The organism is Streptomyces sp. SN-593, from assembly GCF_016756395.1.
Lineage (GTDB): Bacteria > Actinomycetota > Actinomycetes > Streptomycetales > Streptomycetaceae > Actinacidiphila > Actinacidiphila reveromycinica.
This window is the reverse complement of the sequence record NZ_AP018365.1, coordinates 5,723,508-5,741,628: the sequence shown is the minus strand read 5'-3', so window position 1 is coordinate 5,741,628 and position 18,121 is coordinate 5,723,508. Positions and strand designations below refer to the sequence as shown.

Annotated in this window: 16 protein-coding genes; 9 read left to right on the top strand and 7 right to left on the bottom strand. The window is 72.2% G+C overall.

The features are described from left to right. Positions 1-141: 141 nt before the first annotated feature. Entirely contained in the window at positions 142-2,163 is a 2,022-nt protein-coding gene (locus RVR_RS24505) for an N-acetylmuramoyl-L-alanine amidase (protein WP_202236075.1), read from the top strand. Positions 2,164-2,216: 53 nt separating this feature from the next. On the opposite strand, the gene RVR_RS24500 is transcribed toward RVR_RS24505, so the two are convergent. Beyond that, positions 2,217-3,110, bottom strand: coding sequence for a MurR/RpiR family transcriptional regulator (locus tag RVR_RS24500; protein WP_202236074.1), 894 nt, complete (start codon positions 3,108-3,110; stop codon positions 2,217-2,219). 220 nt (positions 3,111-3,330) lie between these two features. Between RVR_RS24500 and RVR_RS24495 the strand changes: the two genes are divergently transcribed. The 4 genes from RVR_RS24495 (at position 3,331) to RVR_RS24480 (ending at position 6,588) form a co-directional block, all read left to right on the top strand. After that, on the top strand, positions 3,331-4,221 hold the full coding sequence (locus RVR_RS24495) for a 1-aminocyclopropane-1-carboxylate deaminase/D-cysteine desulfhydrase (RefSeq protein WP_237404937.1): 891 nt from the start codon (positions 3,331-3,333) through the stop codon (positions 4,219-4,221). 52 nt (positions 4,222-4,273) lie between these two features. Then, positions 4,274-4,843 carry a GNAT family N-acetyltransferase gene (locus RVR_RS24490; protein ID WP_202236072.1) on the top strand — a complete coding sequence of 190 codons (570 nt, stop codon included), beginning with the start codon at positions 4,274-4,276 and terminating at the stop codon, positions 4,841-4,843. A 154-nt stretch (positions 4,844-4,997) separates the two neighbouring features. Next, complete coding sequence (locus tag RVR_RS24485; RefSeq protein WP_093740726.1) at positions 4,998-5,411, top strand: ATP-binding protein; 414 nt, start codon at positions 4,998-5,000, stop codon at positions 5,409-5,411. A gap of 226 nt (positions 5,412-5,637) precedes the next feature. Next, positions 5,638-6,588, top strand: a complete 951-nt coding sequence (locus RVR_RS24480) for an RNA polymerase sigma factor SigF (RefSeq protein ID WP_237405397.1) — start codon at positions 5,638-5,640, stop codon at positions 6,586-6,588. A gap of 409 nt (positions 6,589-6,997) precedes the next feature. Here the strand turns inward: RVR_RS24480 and RVR_RS24475 are convergent, their stop codons facing one another. After that, a complete protein-coding gene (locus RVR_RS24475) occupies positions 6,998-7,459 on the bottom strand; it encodes a hypothetical protein (protein WP_237404936.1) in 462 nt (153 codons plus the stop codon). Positions 7,460-7,507: 48 nt separating this feature from the next. Here RVR_RS24475 and RVR_RS24470 point away from each other — a divergent pair, with 48 nt between their 5' ends. Together RVR_RS24470 and RVR_RS24465 are read left to right on the top strand one after the other, a co-directional pair. Then, positions 7,508-8,476 carry a diacylglycerol/lipid kinase family protein gene (locus RVR_RS24470; RefSeq protein WP_202236071.1) on the top strand — a complete coding sequence of 323 codons (969 nt, stop codon included), beginning with the start codon at positions 7,508-7,510 and terminating at the stop codon, positions 8,474-8,476. A gap of 324 nt (positions 8,477-8,800) precedes the next feature. Next, complete coding sequence (locus RVR_RS24465) at positions 8,801-9,058, top strand: WhiB family transcriptional regulator (protein WP_037913060.1); 258 nt, start codon at positions 8,801-8,803, stop codon at positions 9,056-9,058. A gap of 179 nt (positions 9,059-9,237) precedes the next feature. Here RVR_RS24465 and RVR_RS24460 read toward each other — a convergent pair whose 3' ends face one another. Beyond that, the gene (locus RVR_RS24460; RefSeq protein ID WP_202239092.1) at positions 9,238-10,689 is read right to left on the bottom strand and encodes a sensor histidine kinase; all 1,452 of its coding nucleotides are present in this window, start codon (positions 10,687-10,689) and stop codon (positions 9,238-9,240) included. A 582-nt stretch (positions 10,690-11,271) separates the two neighbouring features. On the opposite strand from RVR_RS24460, the gene nagB reads away from it, so the two are divergent. Continuing rightward, positions 11,272-12,057 (top strand): glucosamine-6-phosphate deaminase, encoded by a 786-nt coding sequence (gene nagB / locus RVR_RS24455; RefSeq protein ID WP_202236070.1) that lies wholly within the window; start codon positions 11,272-11,274, stop codon positions 12,055-12,057. Between the two features lie 102 nt (positions 12,058-12,159). Here the strand turns inward: nagB and RVR_RS24450 are convergent, their stop codons facing one another. The 4 genes from RVR_RS24450 to RVR_RS24435 all read right to left on the bottom strand — a co-directional run bounded on the left by RVR_RS24450 (position 12,160) and on the right by RVR_RS24435 (position 16,927). Next, positions 12,160-13,695, bottom strand: coding sequence for a glycoside hydrolase family 3 protein (locus RVR_RS24450; RefSeq protein WP_202236069.1), 1,536 nt, complete (start codon positions 13,693-13,695; stop codon positions 12,160-12,162). Beyond that, positions 13,692-14,519 (bottom strand): carbohydrate ABC transporter permease, encoded by an 828-nt coding sequence (locus RVR_RS24445; RefSeq protein WP_202236068.1) that lies wholly within the window; start codon positions 14,517-14,519, stop codon positions 13,692-13,694. Before RVR_RS24445 ends, RVR_RS24450 begins: the two co-directional genes overlap by 4 nt. Next, positions 14,516-15,535 carry a carbohydrate ABC transporter permease gene (locus RVR_RS24440; protein ID WP_237404935.1) on the bottom strand — a complete coding sequence of 340 codons (1,020 nt, stop codon included), beginning with the start codon at positions 15,533-15,535 and terminating at the stop codon, positions 14,516-14,518. Before RVR_RS24440 ends, RVR_RS24445 begins: the two co-directional genes overlap by 4 nt. 96 nt (positions 15,536-15,631) lie before the next feature. Further along, positions 15,632-16,927, bottom strand: coding sequence for an extracellular solute-binding protein (locus tag RVR_RS24435; protein WP_202236067.1), 1,296 nt, complete (start codon positions 16,925-16,927; stop codon positions 15,632-15,634). 316 nt (positions 16,928-17,243) lie between these two features. Between RVR_RS24435 and RVR_RS24430 the strand changes: the two genes are divergently transcribed. Further along, positions 17,244-18,014 (top strand): GntR family transcriptional regulator, encoded by a 771-nt coding sequence (locus RVR_RS24430; RefSeq protein WP_202236066.1) that lies wholly within the window; start codon positions 17,244-17,246, stop codon positions 18,012-18,014. The last annotated feature ends 107 nt before the right edge of the window (positions 18,015-18,121 follow it).

Below are 18,121 nucleotides of genomic sequence, written 5' to 3'. Positions count from 1 at the left end.
CTCGCACCGACCCGCACCCCCGCCGGTGAAGAAAACTTTCAGGATTTACGTCGAGGAGGTTGCTTACTGCCAGTCGACCTCGCCAGGCTGCGGCGCAGCACGGATCTCCGTGCCCGTCCGAACGGAACGCGAGGAGCCTGGATGCACCACCCCCTCACCCGCCCGCGCAGGGGCAGAACCGCCACGCTGGTCGCGGCGATGTCGCTGCTGGCCGGCCTGTCGGTGACCGCGGTCACCGGGTCGGCCGCGCAGGCCGCCGACCCGCAGTCCACCCGGCAGGCCGAGTTCACCGCGGCCGCCACCGAGTTCGGCGTGCCCGCGCCGGTCCTCGAAGCGGTGTCGTTCTACGAGACCCGGTGGGAGGACCACGCCGGGCAGGAGAACGCCGAGGCCGGCTACGGCCCGATGAACCTCACCGACCTCACCGCGAAGGAACTCGACGCCGACGGCCTGACCACCGCGTCGCCCCGCTACGCCGACCTGCTCAAGGCGCCCGCCGAGCACACCGCGGCCGCCGCGGCCGCGCTGCTGGGCACCGACACCGCGACCGTGCAGGGCGACGAGGCGCAGAACATCCGCGGCGGCGCCGCGCTGCTCGCCTCGTACGCCAGGAGCTACGGGCACGGCAGGCTGCCGCGCACCGTGGACGGCTGGTACGCCGCCGCGGCGCGCTACGGCCAGTCCACCGAGGACAAGGTCGCCCAGGCGTTCGCCGACGGCGTCTGGAGCGCGCTGCGCACCGGCGAGAGCCGGACCACCGACGACGGCCAGCAGATCACGCTGGCCCCGGTGCGCGGGCTGCACCCGAACCGCGCCGACGTGCGCAAGCTGGGCCTGAAGGACGTCACGCCGCCGCAGAGCGACCAGAAGCCCGAGTGCCCCAAGTCCGTGACGTGCGACTACATCCCGGGCGCCTACAGCCTGCTGGACCCGGACGACCTCGCCGACTACGGCAGCCACGACATCGCCGACCGCCCGAACGGCGGCCTGGACATCCGCTACATCACGCTGCACACCACCGACGAGACCTACGACGGCACCCTCGACCTGTTCCGCGACCCGACCTACTTCGCCGGCGCGAACTACGTGGTGCGCTCCTCCGACGGCCTGGTCACCCAGATGACGCCGGACAAGGACATCGCCTGGGACAGCGCGAACCGCTCCTTCTACCAGCACTCGATCGGCATCGAGCAGGAGGCGTGGGCCACCCACGGCGCCGCCTGGTTCAGCGAGAACCTGTACCGCTCGACCGCGAACCTGGTGAAGTACCTGGCGGCCAAGTACGACATCCCGCTGGACCGCGCGCACATCCTCGGCCACGACAACATCCCCGGCGGCACCGAGGCCGGCATCGCCACCCAGCACTGGGACCCGGGACCGGGCTGGGACTGGGAGCACTTCTTCGACCTGCTCGGCGCGCCGATCCACGCCACCGCGAAGAAGGGCAGCGACGTCGTCGCGATCAAGCCCGGCTACCAGGACAACGAGCAGACCACCACGTACTGCGACGACGTGCAGGGCTACAAGCAGTTCCCCGGCCCGTACCGCAGCTTCGACTGCCCGGTGACCTCCAGCGACGCGCCGTCCAGCTTCGTGCCGCTGTACACCGCGCCGAGCACGGGCGCGCCGCTGCTCGCCGACCCGTACCTGCACCCGACCGGGGCGGGCACGAACGCGATGAACGACTGGGGCGACAAGGCGCCCGCCGGCGAGCAGTACGTCGTGGCCGACCGCAGGCCCGGCTGGACCGCCATCTGGTACGGCGGGCAGGAGGCGTGGCTCCAGGACTCCGCGCAGCACCCGACGACCGTGCCGGTGACGGCCGAACGGATCGTGCCCAAGGCCGGCCGGTCCACGATCCCCGTCTACACCACCGCCTACCCGGAGTCCTCGGTCTACCCGGCGGACTTCGTGGCCTTCGAGGGCGGCACCGCGCCGCGCCCGCAGACCCCCGCGAAGAAGTACGCGATCGCGGCCGGCCAGTCGTACGTCGCGTCGGGCCCGGCGGTCAACACCGACTCGTACTTCGCGATCTACTACGACGGCTCCGCGCCGCACGACCGGACCGACTTCATCGGGACGACGAAGGTGTACGAGATCGTCTACAACCACCGCATGGCGTTCGTGAGCGCGGACGACGTGGACGTGGTGCCCGCGAAGTGACCGCGGCCCCGGCATAGCCGGGCTCGGGAGCGGCCGGGCGCACCGGTCAGGGCTCAGTGCGCCCGGTCGCTCTCCAGCGCCTGGTGGGTGATCCGCAGCGCGCGGCTGGACAGGTCGAAGGTGCGCTGCGCCACGCACACGAACAGGCAGTCCACCACCACGAGCTGGCTGATCCGGCTGGCCATGGCGCCCGGCCGGAAGGTGGTCTCCCGGCCCGCCGACACCAGCACGAAGTCGGCGAGCCGGGCCGCCGAGGACATCGGGTGGTTGGTGATCACCACCGTGGTGGCGCCCAAGGCCGCGGCCCGGCGCAGCGGTTCGAGCACGTCGCGGCTCTCGCCGGAATGCGAGACGGCCAGGAACACGTCGCCCTCGCCGAGCAGCACCGCGCTGGTGAGCGCGGACTGCGAGTCGCCGTGCGCGTGGCAGGGCCGGCCGACCCGGGCCAGCTTCTGCTGGAGGTCCTGGGCGACCAGGCCGGATGCGCCGACCCCGGCGATGTGCAGTTGCCCGCCCCCGCACACCGCCTTGACCGCGCCGGAAAGCTGCCCGGGGTCGAGCTGGGTGGCGGTCTCCAGCACCGCCTGGGACTCGGTGTGCACCAGCTTGGCGATGACCTCGCCGGCCGAGTCGTCGGGGGTGATGCCCGCCGAGAGCGTCGAGCGCGGCCCCTGCCGGGCCGCCGACGCGGCCAGCGCGAGCCGCAGTTCGGGGTAGCCGGCGAAGCCGAGCGCGCGGGCGGTGCGCACGATCGAGGACTCGCTGGTGCCGGCCAGCGCGCTCAGCTCCGAGATGGTGCTGCGGGCGACCTGGGCGGGGTCGCGCACGATGAGGGCGGCGATCCGGGCCGCCGCCGGGGTGAGCGAGGGCAGCAGGCCGCGCACGGTCGCGGTGAGCGCGTCTCCCGCGTCACTGGCCGCAGTGGCTCCCTCGGCTGCGGACCGCACGGGTCCCGGGTCCTTGTCGGGCACGGGAGTAAGGATGCACCGTCAATCGCGCCCGTGGGAGCAGGTGCGCCAAGAAAAGTCCCTCGGGGGCGGCATCCGCCCCGAGCCGTCAAGTGTCACCCGTCCGGGTGACACTTACCCGGCCCCGCCACAGCGGGCGGGCTCGGAGGCGACGGGACCGGGCACCCCGGACGGCCGGGGCGCCGGGGACAATGGCCGGGTGACCCTACTCGCCGGGAGCCTGCCCACGCCGCTGGTGGAAGTGGCCGACGAGCGGCTGGCCCGGCACGGGGTGCGGCTGCTGCTCAAGCGGGACGACCTCGCCCACCCGCTGCTGCCGGGCAACAAGTTCCGCAAGCTCAACCCGAACCTGGCCGCCGCCGTGGCCGCCGGCCACGACACCCTCCTGACCTTCGGCGGCGCCTACTCCAACCACCTGCGGGCCACGGCCGCCGCCGGCCGCCTGCTCGGCCTGCGCACGGTCGGCGTGGTGCGCGGCGACGAGCTGGCCGGCCGGCCGCTCAACGACTCCCTCGCCGGCGCCGCCGCAGACGGCATGCGGCTGCACTTCCTGGACCGCGCCGCCTACCGCCGCAAGACCGAACCCGGCGTCCTGGCCCCGCTGCTGGAGCGCTACGGCCCCGCCCACGTCGTCCCGGAGGGCGGCTCCGACCCGGCGGCGGTCCGCGGCTGCGCGGAGCTGGGCCGGGAGATCGGCGCGGCCGCCGACGTGGTGGCGGTCGCCTGCGGCACCGGCGGCACCCTCGCGGGGCTGGCGGCCGGACTGCCCCCGCCCGCCCGCGCGGTCGGCATCGCGGTGCTGCGCGGCGGCTTCCTCGCCGGGGAGGTGTTGCGGCTGCAAGGGGACGCCTTCGGCGGGCGGCGGGGTGACTGGCGGGTGGAGGACCGCTTCCACGGCGGCGGCTTCGCCCGCACCACCCCCGCGCTCGACGCCTTCGCCGACGACTTCGCGGCCCGGCACCGCGAGGCGCTGGAGGGCCGTGACCTGGAGCGCGTCTACGTCGCCAAGGCCCTGCACGCCGTCTTCCGACTGGCCGGCGAGGGCGCCTTCACGCCCGGCACCCGGGTCGCCGCGGTGATCACCGGATGAGCCGACCGGACGCCTTTACGGCCGTCACACCGTACGGCCGTAATCTGGTGGCATGATCCGCGCCGCGACCCCCGAAGACGTCCCCGCCGTCCAGGCGATGATCCGTGAACTGGCCGCGTACGAACGGGCACCGCAGGAGGCGCGGGCCACCGTCGCGCAGTTGCGGGACGCGCTGTTCGGCCCCGACGCGGTGGCCTCCGCGCTCATCGCGGAGCCCGACGGCGGGACCGGGGGCGAGGACTCCGGAGGCGGGGGCCCGGTCGGGTTCGCGCTGTGGTTCCGGAACTTCTCCACCTGGACCGGCAAGCCGGGCATGTACCTGGAGGACCTGTACGTCCGCCCGGAGCTGCGCGGCGCCGGCCACGGCAAGGCGCTGCTGGCCGCGCTGGCGGCGATCTGCGTCGAGCGCGGCTACGAGCGCTTCGAGTGGACCGTGCTCGACTGGAACGAGCGGGCGCTGGGCGTCTACCGGTCCATCGGGGCGCTGCCCCAGGACGAGTGGACGGTCCAGCGGCTGTCCGGTCCGGCCCTGCACGCGCTGGCCGCCCGCGCCGGATCGGCCGCGGCTGCAACCGGCGGGGCCGTCCCGCCGTCCAACCAGACGCCGACCCATGCGCATTGAGCCGGCGGCCAGTGGCACACCTTCCGTGCCCGTACGCTTACCATCGGTGACAGAATGAGAGGGGCCGTGCGCCGTCCGGGCGACAGCCGGGCACGGATCGCGGTAGCGTCGCTGCGAACCAGAGCAATCACTGTGTGCCACCTTGGAGGTGTGGGTGTCCCAGATCGCAGGCGAGCCCGGGTCGAAGGACTTCGTCGAGGTCCGGCTGCCCGCGGCGGGAGCGTATCTGTCGGTACTGCGGACGGCCACGGCCGGACTCGCGGCCCGGCTGGACTTCACCCTCGACGAGATCGAGGATCTGCGGATCGCCGTCGACGAGGCGTGCGCGATCCTCTTGCAACAGGCTGTCCCCGGTTCGGTGCTGAGCTGCGTGTTCCGCCTGGTCGGGGACTCGCTGTGGGTGACCGTCTCCGCGCCGACCACCGACGGCCGCGCCCCGGAGCGCGACACCTTCGCGTGGACGGTGCTGTCCGCGCTGGCCGGCGAGGTGGACTCCACCGTCGCGGAGGACCGGACGGTCAGCATCAGTCTGCACAAGAAGCGCGGCGCCGTACCCGGACTGTCGTGAGGCATGTGAGGCGGCCGTCGTGAGCCCAGCAGAGACCCCAGGCCCGCCCGCGGAGCACGACGTGCCCGCGGCGCGCGGCCGCGCCTTCGTACCGGCCCAGCAGCCGGACCCCGTGGGCGCCGGTCCTGCCGGGGCGCCGCGGCCGTCGGCAAGACCGCACCCCGATCCCGGGGCGGCGGACCCCGATCCCGGGCCGGTCCCCGGCCGGATGGACCGTAGGGAAGTGATGGACGCGTCGGAGCAGGCGGAGCAGGCGGGCCGGATGGATCAGCACGAGCACGCGGCGTCGGCGGAGCACCCCACCCGGCCGACCCGGCCCGGGCAGCCGGAGCAGCCCGCGCCGGCGGAGCGCCCCGCCCCGGACGGCCCCGAGCAGGCCGCCGGGGAGCCCGCCGCGGCCGAGCCCGCCGAGCGGCACGACCCGCACGACCGCTCGGGCGCCCGCGCGCTCTTCGTCGAGCTGGGCAAACTGCCCGAGGGCTCGCCGGAGCGGGCAGAGCTGCGCAACCAGTTGGTGCGGATGCACCTGCCGCTGGTCGAGCACCTCGCCCGCCGCTTCCGCAACCGCGGTGAGCCGCTGGACGACCTCACCCAGGTCGCCACGATCGGGCTGATCAAGTCGGTCGACCGGTTCGACGTCGAGCGCGGCGTGGAGTTCTCCACGTACGCCACGCCGACGGTCGTCGGCGAGATCAAGCGGCACTTCCGGGACAAGGGCTGGGCGGTGCGGGTGCCGCGCCGGCTCCAGGAACTGCGGCTGTCGCTCACCAGCGCCACCGGCGAGCTGTCCCAGCGGCACGGCAGGGCGCCGACCGTGCACGAACTGGCCGAGCACCTCAAGATCTCCGAGGAGGAGGTCCTGGAGGGGCTGGAGTCGGCGAACGCGTACAGCACGCTCTCGCTCGACGTGCCCGACACCGACGACGAGTCGCCGGCGGTCGCCGACACGCTCGGCTCCGAGGACGAGGCGCTGGAGGGGGTCGAGTACCGCGAGTCGCTCAAGCCGCTGCTGGAGCAGCTCCCCCCGCGTGAAAAGACGATCCTGCTGCTGCGGTTCTTCGGCAACATGACGCAGTCGCAGATCGCGCAGGAGGTAGGGATCTCGCAGATGCACGTCAGCCGCCTGCTCGCCCGCACGCTGGCGCAGCTACGGGACAAGCTGCTCATCGACGAGTAGCCCTTGCCGGGCGGGCCGAGCGGACCCTCCCGGCTGCCCCGTCCCCGCCGGCTCCGGGACCACCTGCCGGTGGGAGGCGCCCCACGGCCGCCCAGCCCTGAGGGTCCAGCGACCACCTGCCCGGTGAGGGGCGGCCCCACGGCTGCCTCGCCCCGGCCGGCTCCGGGACCACCTGCCAGCGGGGGCGCCCACACGGCTGCCCCGTCCTGAGGGGTCCAGCGACCACCTGCCCGGTGGGGGGCGGCCCCACGGCTGCCCCGTCCCGGGGGTGGCGGGACCTTGCGGCCGTCGTGGGCTGGTCGCGCAGTTCCCCGCGCCCCTGGGCATGACCGGGTTCCTCCGGGGCGGGCCAGGTGGAGCCGTTGCCGCGAGGGGGCGCCGGGGGTACCTCCTGGAACCCCCGGAGGGGCTACGCGGCGGTCCTGCTGATGCCGAGCGCGTCCGTGGTGGCCGGGTGGACGAGCAGGACCAGGCCGGCGAGGGCGAGCACGCCGAGCACCGCCCCGGCCGCCACGACGCCGGCGCCGTCCCCGCGCACCAGGTTCCACGCGATCGGCAGCGCGACGAGCTGCACGATGAGCGCCGGCCCGCGACTCCACCGCCGGGCCCGGCGCAGCCCGTACGCGGCGAGCAGCGGCAGCGCGGCGAGGGCGAGCACGAGCACCCCGGGCAGCACGTCGCTGCTCCCGCCGAAGAACATCGTGACGCCCCACGCGGCGATGGCGAGCCCCTCCAGCCCGGCAACGACCGCCGCGGCCGTCAGCCGCGCGGGGGGCGGCCCGGCCGGCGCCGCCTGGGGCGCGGGGCCGTCGGCGGCCCCGGCCGCCCCGCCCGCACCGGACTCCTTGCGCTTCGTCGTCTTCTGGCTCACACGTGCCAGCGTAGCCGGGCGCGAAAATCCGTAGGTACGCTGTCGAGCATGCGTGCTCTTCTCGTGGTCAACCCCGCCGCCACCACCACAAGCGCACGGGTCCGCGACGTGATCAGTACCGCGCTGTCCAGCGATCTGAAGCTGGAGGTGGCCACCACCGAGTACCGCGGGCACGCGCGGGACCTCGGCCGGAAGGCCGCGGAAGGGGGCGAGGTCGAGCTCGTGGTGGCCCTCGGCGGCGACGGCACCGTGAACGAGGTGGTGAACGGGCTGCTGCACCACGGCCCCGACCCGGAGGGCCTGCCGCACCTGGCGGTGGTGCCGGGCGGCTCCACGAACGTGTTCGCCCGCGCCCTGGGGCTGCCCAACGACGCCGTGGAGGCCACCGGCGCCCTGCTGGACGCGCTGCGCGCGGGCTCCTCCCGGACGGTGGGCCTGGGACTGGTGAGCGGCACCAGGGGCAGCGAGGACGAGGGCGTGCCGCCGCGCTGGTTCACCTTCTGCGCGGGGCTCGGCTTCGACGCCGGCGTGGTCGGACGGGTCGAGCAGCAGCGGGAGTTGGGCAAACGGTCCACGCACGCGCTGTACCTGCGGCAGGTGGCCCGCCAGTTCATGGCCGATCCGCACCGCCGGCACGGCACCATCACGCTGGAACAGCCGGACGGGGAACCGGTGGAGAACCTGACCACCGCCATAATCTGCAATACCGCGCCCTGGACCTATCTCGGCAACAAACCGGTGTACGCCTCCCCCGAGGCGTCCTTCGACACCGCGCTCGACGTGCTGGGCGTGACCAGGATGTCCACGGTGGCGGGCGCCCGTTACGCAGCACAGTTGCTCCGCTCCACCCCGGAGCGCGGACCCCGCGGCAAGTACGCGGTGGCGCTGCACGACCTGACGGACTTCACCTTGCATTCGCAGGCTCCGCTGCCCTTCCAGGTGGATGGTGACCACCTCGGGCTGCGTACGAGCGCAACCTTCACAGGCGTACGCCGTGCACTGCGTGTGATTGTGTAAGTCGAAGAGCCTAAAGTCCTTTTACTCGAACGTTTAGCCTGCCCCGCACCCCATGGAAGTACGGCTGTGACCGAGGCGACACCGAGGAATCCAAAAAAACTTTCCTGAAGGGGTTGTATCTCCAGCCGAGGTTTGCGAGTCTCTTACTGGCGATCGGGACGGCCGGGTAAACGGCCCCCATGAGAGCCCGAATCTCCTACCTCACACCAGCGGGACCGCACCAGCCAGCGACGGTTGGGTGGCGTCCCGTTCCCTGCGGGGGGATTCGTGAAAGCGTTCACATTCACAAGCAACCTGCTTGTCACACAAGGAGTTGGAGCAGCCATGGACTGGCGTCACCGCGCCGTTTGCCGCGAGGAAGACCCCGAGCTCTTCTTCCCCATCGGCAACACCGGTCCTGCGCTGCTGCAGATCGAGGAAGCCAAGGCCGTCTGCCGGCGGTGCCCTGTCATGGACCAGTGCCTTCAGTGGGCGCTGGAGAGCGGTCAGGACGCCGGTGTCTGGGGTGGCCTCAGCGAGGATGAGCGTCGTGCGATGAAGCGCCGCGCCGCCCGCAACCGGGCCCGTAACGCCAGCGCCTGAGAACCAGGACGACCGAGAAGCCTTAACCCCCGAGCCGCAGCGCGCAGCACCTGCCAATACGCGCAGCATGCACCACCGAGGGAAGCCCCGTACCGGATGGGTACGGGGCTTCCCTCGTGTGTGGGCGCTCCCGCCCGCCGCGGCCGGCGGGAGCGCCCCTCAGCCGTACGGGTGAACTCTCAACCCTCCAGGGGCAGTTCGAGGACGACCCGGGTGCCGGGGCCGTCCGGGGACGGCAGCATGTCGAAGGTGCCGCCCAACTCGCCCACCACCAGGGTGCGGACGATCTGGAGACCCAGGTTGCCGGCCCGCTGCGCGTCGAAGTCGGCCGGCAGGCCGCGCCCGTCGTCCTGGACGGTGACCGCGATGCGCTCGCGGGAGCGGGTCGCGGCGACCTCCACGGTGCCCGACTCCCCCGGCCCGAAGCCGTGTTCGAGGGCGTTCTGCAGGAGTTCGGTCAGCACCATGGACAGCGGGGTGGCGGTCTCCGCGCTGAGGATGCCGAACTTGCCGCCGCGCCGGGTGGTGACCCGTCCGGGTGAGATCTCCGCGACCATCGCCAGCACCCGGTCGGCGATCTCGTCGAACTCGACCTTCTCGTCCAGGTTCTGCGACAGCGTCTCGTGCACGATCGCGATCGACCCGACCCGCCGCACCGCCTCGTCCAGCGCCTCGCGGGCCCGCTCGGAGTCCATCCGGCGGGCCTGGAGCCGCAGCAGCGCGGCGACCGTCTGGAGGTTGTTCTTCACCCGGTGGTGGATCTCCCGGATGGTGGCGTCCTTGGTGATCAGCTCCCGCTCGCGGCGCCGCAGTTCGGTGACGTCGCGGAGCAGCACCAGCGAACCGGTGTGCACGCCCTTGGGCTTGAGCGGGATCGCGCGCAACTGGATCACCCCGTCGCCCGCCTCGACCTCGAACTCCCGGGGCGCCCAGCCGCTGGCGAGCTTCACCAGCGCCTCCTCCACCGGCCCGCGCTCCGGGGCGAGTTCGACGCTGGCCCGGCCCAGGTGCTGGCCGACCAGGTCGGCGGCCAGGCCCAGCCGGTGGTAGGCGGACAGCGCGTTCGGGCTCGCGTACTGGACCATGCCGTCGGCGTCCAGCCGGATCAGCCCGTCGCCGACCCGTGGCGAGGCGTCCATGTCCACCTGCTCGGCCGGGAACGGGAAGGCGCCCGCGGCGATCATCTGGGCCAGGTCGGACGCGCTCTGCAGGTAGGTGAGTTCCAGTCGGCTCGGGGTGCGCACGGTCAGCAGGTTGGTGTTGCGGGCGATCACCCCCAGCACCCGGCCGTCGTGCCGCACCGGGATGGACTCCACCCGCACCGGCACCTCCTCGCGCCACTCCGGGTCGCCCTCGCGGACGATCCGGCCCTCGTCCAGGGCCACGTCCAGCAGCGGACGGCGGCCGCGCGGCACCAGGTGGCCGACCATGTCGTCCTGGTAGGAGGTGGGGCCGGTGTTGGGGCGCATCTGGGCCACCGACACGTAGCGCGTGCCGTCCCGGGTGGGGACCCACAGCACGAGGTCGGCGAAGGACAGGTCGGAGAGCAGTTGCCACTCCGAGACGAGCAGGTGCAGCCATTCGAGGTCGGAGGAATCGAGGCCGGTGTGCTCGCGGACGAGGTCGTTCATGGAGGGCACGCCAGTGAGCGTACCTCCCGGCCGAACCTGTGCGGTCCGGCGCGTTTCGCGGCGCGTCCGGCCGGGAATTCACGGACCGAATCGGTGGCACACCCATGGACAAGGCCCACTGGTCTAGTCCACAATACCGATGAGTAGACCTCCGGCCTCCCCGCACAGGAGGACGGATCGAGGCCAAGGCGTTCTCTGCCCTGACTACGCCGGACGCCTCACTGGTCGGCCCTATCGGGTCGGAGGGCACCGCACACCCGCCGACCACGGTGCCGACGGCAGCTCCGGGCTGCGGTGCTGGAGGGGTTGAGGGTCCCCTCCCGGCACCGCGGCCCGAAGTGTTTTCCGGGCCCTTCCACCGCCGCCCCGCGGGCCCGCCACCCCGCCGCCCTGTCGCTCCCGCCGCTCCCGCCGCGGAGAACCGAGTCCCGCGGTCGGCGCCTCTGGGCCGCGCGGCCTCCTTCGCCGTCGGGCGGCTCCCACCTGTCGGACGCCGGGCCTCGCGGACCGCACCACCGAAGGGGCCCGTCTGCTAGATTGGTCTATACCACATGAACCCCTCTTGAGAACGGCAGGACCAGCGTGGAAGTCGTCATCGTGCCGGACGCCGCCGCAGGCGGCGAACTCATCGCGGAGGCCATGGCCGCCCTGCTGCGCCGCAAGCCCGACGCCCTGCTCGGCGTGGCGACCGGTTCCACGCCGCTGCCGGTCTACAGCGCGCTGGCCGCGAAGGTGCGGTCCGGCGCGGTGGACGCCTCCCGGGCGCGGGTCTGCCAGCTCGACGAGTACGTGGGACTGCCCGCCGGGCACCCCGAGTCGTACCGCTCGGTGGTGCTGCGCGAGGTCGTCGACCCGCTCGGCCTGTCGCCGAAGTCGTTCATGGGACCCGACGGCGCCGCCAGCGACGTACGGGCGGCCTGCGCGGCGTACGACGAGGCGCTCGCGGCCGCGGGCGGGGTGGACCTCCAACTGCTCGGCATCGGCACCGACGGGCACATAGGGTTCAACGAGCCCTGCTCCTCGCTCGCCTCCCGCACCCGGATCAAGACGCTCACCGAGCAGACCCGGGTGGACAACGCCCGCTTCTTCGACGGCGACATCGAGCAGGTGCCGCGGCACGTGATCACCCAGGGCATCGGCACCATCCTGGAGGCACGGCACCTGGTGCTCCTGGCCACCGGGGAGGGCAAGGCCGAGGCCGTCGCGCGGACCGTGGAGGGCCCGGTCGCCGCCGTGGTGCCCGCCTCCGCGCTCCAGCTCCACCCGCACGCCACGGTGGTGGTCGACGAGGCCGCCGCCGCCGAACTGAAGCTGGCGCCGTACTTCCGCGCCACCTACGCCGCCAAGCCGGACTGGCAGGGGCTGTAGGCCCGAGGCCCGCGGGGCGCCTCCCCGGCCCCGCGACACGGCGGACGCCGCGCACTTCCGTGAGGGAGTGCGCGGCGTCCGCCGTGTCCGGGCCGTGCCGGGTCAGGCCCGGCCGACGATCGCCTCCGCCGCGGCCTCGCCGCAGACCCGGGCGGCGCCGTGGGTGGCGATGTACAGGGAGCCGACCGGCGCGGACTGGGGCACGCCCATCTCGACCACGACGGTGTCCGGGCGGGCCGCCACCAGGCCGTCCAGCGCCTGCCGCATCCACGGGTGCCGGTGCGCGTCGCGGACCACGGCCACCACCCGGCGGTCGCCGGCGGCGGCGAGCACCTCGGAGACGTCGCCGGTGCGGTAGTCGCCGGTGCGGGTGCCGGGCAGCAGCCGCTCCAGTTCCGCGGCCACCCCCCACGGGGTCACGTCGCCGACCGCGATGTTCGCCATCGGCGTGAACGCCGCCACGTAGGGCGGGGCTGCCAGCGGGGTGTGGTCCTCGCTCCGGGTGATCCGCAGCGCGCGGCGGGCCGCCCGCAGGCCGATGTCGGAGCCGGGTGCGCTCCCCTCCGGCCCACCCGACCGCTGTGCGACCGCCCAGGCGGCCAGTTCCCGTACCCGGCGGGCGGCGTCGGCCAGCCGCTCGGCGGGCAGCGATCCGTCCCGGACCGCCGCCACGATCGCGTCGCGCAGGTCCAGCACGGTCTGCTCGTCGCACAGGCCGCCTCCGACGCAGATCGCGTCGCAGCCGGCGGCCAGCGCCATCACGGTGCCGCGCTCGATCCCGTACGTGCCGGAGATGGCCCGCATCTCGATGCCGTCGGTGACCACCAGGCCGTCGTAGCCGAGGCCGCCCTCCTCCACCGGCGCGCGCAGCAGGCCGCCGAGGACGGCCGGGCTGAGCGTGCCGGGCAGCACCGGGTCGAGCGCCGGCACCAGGATGTGCGCGCTCATCACGGCCTTCGCGCCGGCCGCGAGCGCGGCGCGGAAGGGCACCAGCTCGCGGGTGCGCAGGGTCTCGATGTCCACGTCGATCCGCGGCATCGCGTGGTGCGAGTCGACGGCGGTGTCGCCGTGGCCGGGGAAGTGCTTGACGCTGGCGGCCACGCCCGCGGACTGCAGGCCCCGCACGTAGGCGGCCGTGTGGCGGGCCACCAGGTCGGGGTCGGCCCCGAAGGAGCGCACCCCGATCACCGGGTTGTCCGGGTCGGAGTTGACGTCGGCGGACGGCGCCCAGTCGAAGTCCACCCCGCACGCGGCCAGTCGGCGGCCGAGTTCGGCGGCGACCTCGCAGGTCAGCTCCACGTCGTCGACCGCGCCGAGCGCCAGGTTGCCGGGGAACGACGAACCGCCGCGCGCCTCCAGCCGGGTGACGTCGCCGCCCTCCTCGTCGGCGACGACCAGCAGGTCCGGCCGTACCCGCCGCAACTGCGCGGTGAGCGCGGCCACCTGCTCGGGCGACTCCACGTTCCGGGAGAACAGGGCGACCGAGCCGAGCCCCTCGCCGACCATCCGCAGCAGCCACGCGGGCGCCGTCAGGCCGTCGAAGCCGGGCTGGAGGACGGCCAGCGCGTCCGCGGTGAGCGTCGCGGTGTCCGGCCCGGCGGCGCCGTCGAGGTCTTCGGTGCGGGCGATGGCGCTCATCCCTTCACCGCCCCGGCGGTCAGACCGGCGACGGCCCTGCGCTGGAGGACCAGGAAGACGATCACCACGGGGATGGTGAACAGGCTGGAAGCGGCCATGGTAGCGCCCCAGTCGTCACCGAAGTTGGTCTGGAACTGGGTCAGCCACAGGGGCAGGGTCTGGCCGCTCTCCTTGTTGAGGATGAGGACGAGGGGGAACTCGTTCCAGGCCGTGATGAAGCCGAACAGCGAGGTGGACATCAGCCCCGGGGCCAGCAGCGGCAGCACCACCCGCACGAACGCCTGCAACCGGGTGCAGCCGTCCATCAGGGCGGACTCCTCCAGTTCCTTGGGCACCGCGGCGATGAACCCGCGCAGCGTCCAGATGGTGAAGGGCAGGATCATCATCATGTAGAAGAGGGTCAGCGGCAGCAGGCTGTTGAGCATGTCCTGGTCGCGGACCACCATGTAGACGGAGATCGTCATGACCTCCCACGGCGCCATCTGGGCCATCATCACGATGAGGATGAACGCCTTGCGGCCCAGGAAGCGCATCCGCGCCACCGCGAACGCCGCCGCGGTCGCCACCAGCAGCGACAGCAGCACCGCGCCGATGGTGACGGTCAGGCTGTTGCGCACCAGCGTCCAGAAGCCCGCCGCGTGCACGGCCTTGTCGAAGTGCGACGTGGTGCCGTGGAAGGGCACGAAGACCGGCGTGGTGGAGATGATGTCGAGGTCCGGCTTGAAGGCCGTCGTCAGCATCCAGTAGACGGGGAAGACGAAGAAGACGAAGAGGATGACCGCGACGACGTTGGGCCACAGCCGTCCGAACAGGGAGCGCCTCACAGGTCGTCCTCCTGCTTCAGGATGATTCGGAAGTAGTAGGACATGAGCACCAGGAGGATGACGATGGTCAGCACGGAGATCGCCGCGCCGGTGCCGTAGTGCTGGTTGCCGACGCCCTCGACGTAGGCGTAGACCGGCAGCGTCTCGGTCAGGCCCTCGGGTCCGCCGGCGTTCAGGGCGTAGACCTGGGTGAACGCCTTGAACACCCAGATGATCTCCAGGAACGCGGTGCTCAGGAAGAACGGCCTGAGCATCGGGAAGAGCACCGAGGTGAAGGAGCGCCAGGCGCTGGCGCCGTCCATCCGGGCCGCCTCGAAGATCTCACCGGAGATGGTGGTCAGGCCCGCGTAGAGGTTCAGGGCGACGAACGGCACCGACTGCCAGACGATCATCAGGGTGATGACGGAGAAGGTGGAGAACTGGCCGCCGAACCAGTTGTAGCCGTGCATCGAGTGCCAGCCGAGCTTCCAGAGGACCCAGTTGACCACGCCGTAGCGGGTGTCGAAGAGCCACTGGTAGACCGTGGTGCCGGCGACCACCGGCATCGCCCAGGCCAGCACCAGGCCGATCGACAGCAGCATCCGCATCCGCTTGCCGAGCCGGTAGAGCAGCAGCCCGACCAGGGTGCCGAAGACCATGATCAGCGCGACGTTGGCGAGGGTGAAGAAGACCGACCGCTCGGTGGTGTGCCAGAACTCGGCGCTGGTGAGCTGCGCCTTGTAGTTGCCGAACCCGGTCCACTGGGTGGTGTGCTGGATCAGTTGGAAGGCGTTGAGGGTCTGGAACGAGATGAGCACGTTCCGCACCAGCGGGTAGCCCAGCAGCAGGGCGGTGGCCACCAGCGCGGGCAGGATCAGCAGGTAGGGCAGCGAGCGGCCGGCTATCGCACTGCCGGCGGACCGCGTCCTGCCCGTGCCCGCCGGCGGCCGCCCGCCGTCGTGCGCTCTGCCGGACGGGGTCATGGCCGTTCCCTCGTCGGGGGCCCGTACCTGCGTCCCTTTGTACTGCGCGGCCATGCTTCCCTCTTCCTCGTGCCGTCCGCCGCCAGGCGCTGTGCCGGGTCCGGGCGCCCGCCGCTCACGGCGGCCGGCGCCCGGACCCGGACCGGGTGACTACTGCTGGCTGAGCCGCTTGTCGATCTCGGTGTCCGCCTTCTTGGCGGCCGCGCTCGGGGACTGGCCCTGGAGCACGCCGGTCATGAAGAGGGTGGTGATCGGGTTGGGCGCGTTCTCGACGTTGCCCCAGGCCGGGATGAGCGGGGTGGTGCCGCCGTTGGCCGCGGCCGCGGCCGAGACGGAGCCGAACGCGTTCCCGGTCAGGTTGGAGTCCAGGCTCGACTTGTTCGGGACGACGCCGCCCTCCTTGGCGAGCTCGCCCTCGAACTGGTCGGACATCGCCAGCTTCAGGAAGTCCTGGGCCAGCTCGGGGTTCTTGCTGCCCTGGGAGATCGCCAGGTTGGAGCCGCCCACGAAGACGCTGGCGGTCTTGGCGGCGGTCTTGCCCGGGAAGGCGAAGTAGCCGACCTGGTCCTTCAGCGCCGCGTTCTTGGAGATGGCGCCGGCCGCCTCCCAGCCCAGGCCGAGGAACGCGCCGACGTCGCCCTTGGCGAAGACGTCGGACTGCTGCGGGGTGGCCTCGTCCTTGTCCTTCGGCGCGGTGCCGTAGGAGTTCAGCTTCTTGTAGAGGTTGATCGCCGAGGCGGCCTGCGGGGTGTCCAGGTTGCCCGTGTACTTGTCGCCGTCCTTCTTGACCAGGTCGGCGCCGGCGTCGAGCAGGAAGCCGTCGAAGCCGTACCAGTCCTGGCCGGGCAGGTAGAAGGCGTCCTTGGTGCCCTTGGCCTTGATCTTGTCCAGGTCGGAGAAGAGCTCGTCCTGCGTCTTCGGCGTCGTGGTGATGCCGGCCGCGGTCCAGATCTTCTTGTTGTAGACGACCACCCGGCTGGCGAAGTACCACGGCGCGGCGAACTGCTTGCCGTCGTAGACCGCGGAGCCGTTGAGCGCCGGCACCCAGTCGTCGCCGCCGATGTCGGACTTCACGCTGCTGAGGTCCTTCAGACCGCCGGTCGCCGCGTAGTACGGCGTCTGGGTGTTGCCGACCTCGATGACGTCCGGCGGGGTGCTCTCCGACAGGGCGGTGGTGAGCTTCTGCTGGATGCCGTCCCACTGCTGGACGGTGATCTTCAGCTTCGCGCCGGGGTACTGCTTCTCGAACGCGGCGGTGATGTCCTTGGTCCACCCGGGCGGGTTGGAGCCGCTCATCAGCCACACGTTGAGGGTCTTGCCCTTGAAGTCGGCCGGTCCGGCAGAACTCCCCTTGCCCGAGTCGGACTTGTCGCTGCTGCCGCCACAGGCCGCGACACCGGTCAGGACTGCCGCGACGCCGATCGCAGCGATGAGCTTGCGCCTCATGCCACCCTCCTCAAGGATGCCCGAAACTCCCCCCACCGCCCGAAATGTCGGCTGCCGCACGCACTTTTACAGCCGCGTCCTGCTTGTGGGTCTGGGATTGGTCATTAATGGTTTAGACCAGTACCCGGAGCTTGGCCTAGACCTTTAGGGGTGTCAAGGGTGTATAAGAACACCCGTCGGACCTGTTATCGGACCGACACCTGGAGGGCATCAGCCACCCACCGCCTCCCTCCGGCGGGGAGCCCGTGCCACCATGTGACCGCGATCAACGGAGGAGCCGGTGACGGCAGCACGACGGCAGTCGGGAGTACGCGGGATGGACAGCGCGACGGGCAGCAACGCGGAACCCACGGGGAGCGGAACCGCGGGCCGCACCGCCCGCGTGCCGAAGTACTACCGGCTCAAGCGCCATCTCCTGGACATCACCCAGACCATGCCGCCCGGTTCCCCGGTACCGCCGGAGCGCACCCTCGCCACCGAGTTCGACACCTCCCGTACCACCGTGCGCCAGGCGCTCCAGGAGCTGGTGGTCGAGGGCCGGCTGGAGCGCATCCAGGGCAAGGGCACCTTCGTGGCCAAGCCGAAGGTCTCCCAGGCACTGCAACTGACCTCGTACACCGAGGACATGCGCGCCCAGGGGCTGGAACCGACCTCGCAGCTCCTGGACATCGGGTACATCACCGCCGACGACCGGCTGGCCGGCCTGCTCGACATGAAGGCCGGCGGCCGGGTGCTGCGGATCGAGCGGCTGCGGCTGGCCAACAGCGAGCCGATGGCGATCGAGACCACCCACCTGTCCGCCAAGCGCTTCCCGGCGCTGCGCCGCAGCCTGGCGAAGTACACCTCGCTCTACACCGCGCTCGCCGAGGTCTACGACGTGCGGCTGGCCCGGGCCGAGGAGACCATCGAGACCTCGCTCGCCACCCCGCGCGAGGCGGGGCTGCTGAGCACCGACGTCGGGCTGCCGATGCTGATGCTCTCCCGGCACTCCGTGGACACCACGGGCGAACCGGTGGAGTGGGTGCGGTCGGTGTACCGCGGCGACAGGTACAAATTCGTGGCACGGCTCAACCGCCCGACGGACTGAGCCGGCGGACGAGCCCGCACCGAGCCCCCTGCCGTACCGCCACCGCCGGTCCGCGGCGGCCTCCGCCCGCGCGCGGGCCGCTCCGCCCCTCGCCCGTACGGTGGATA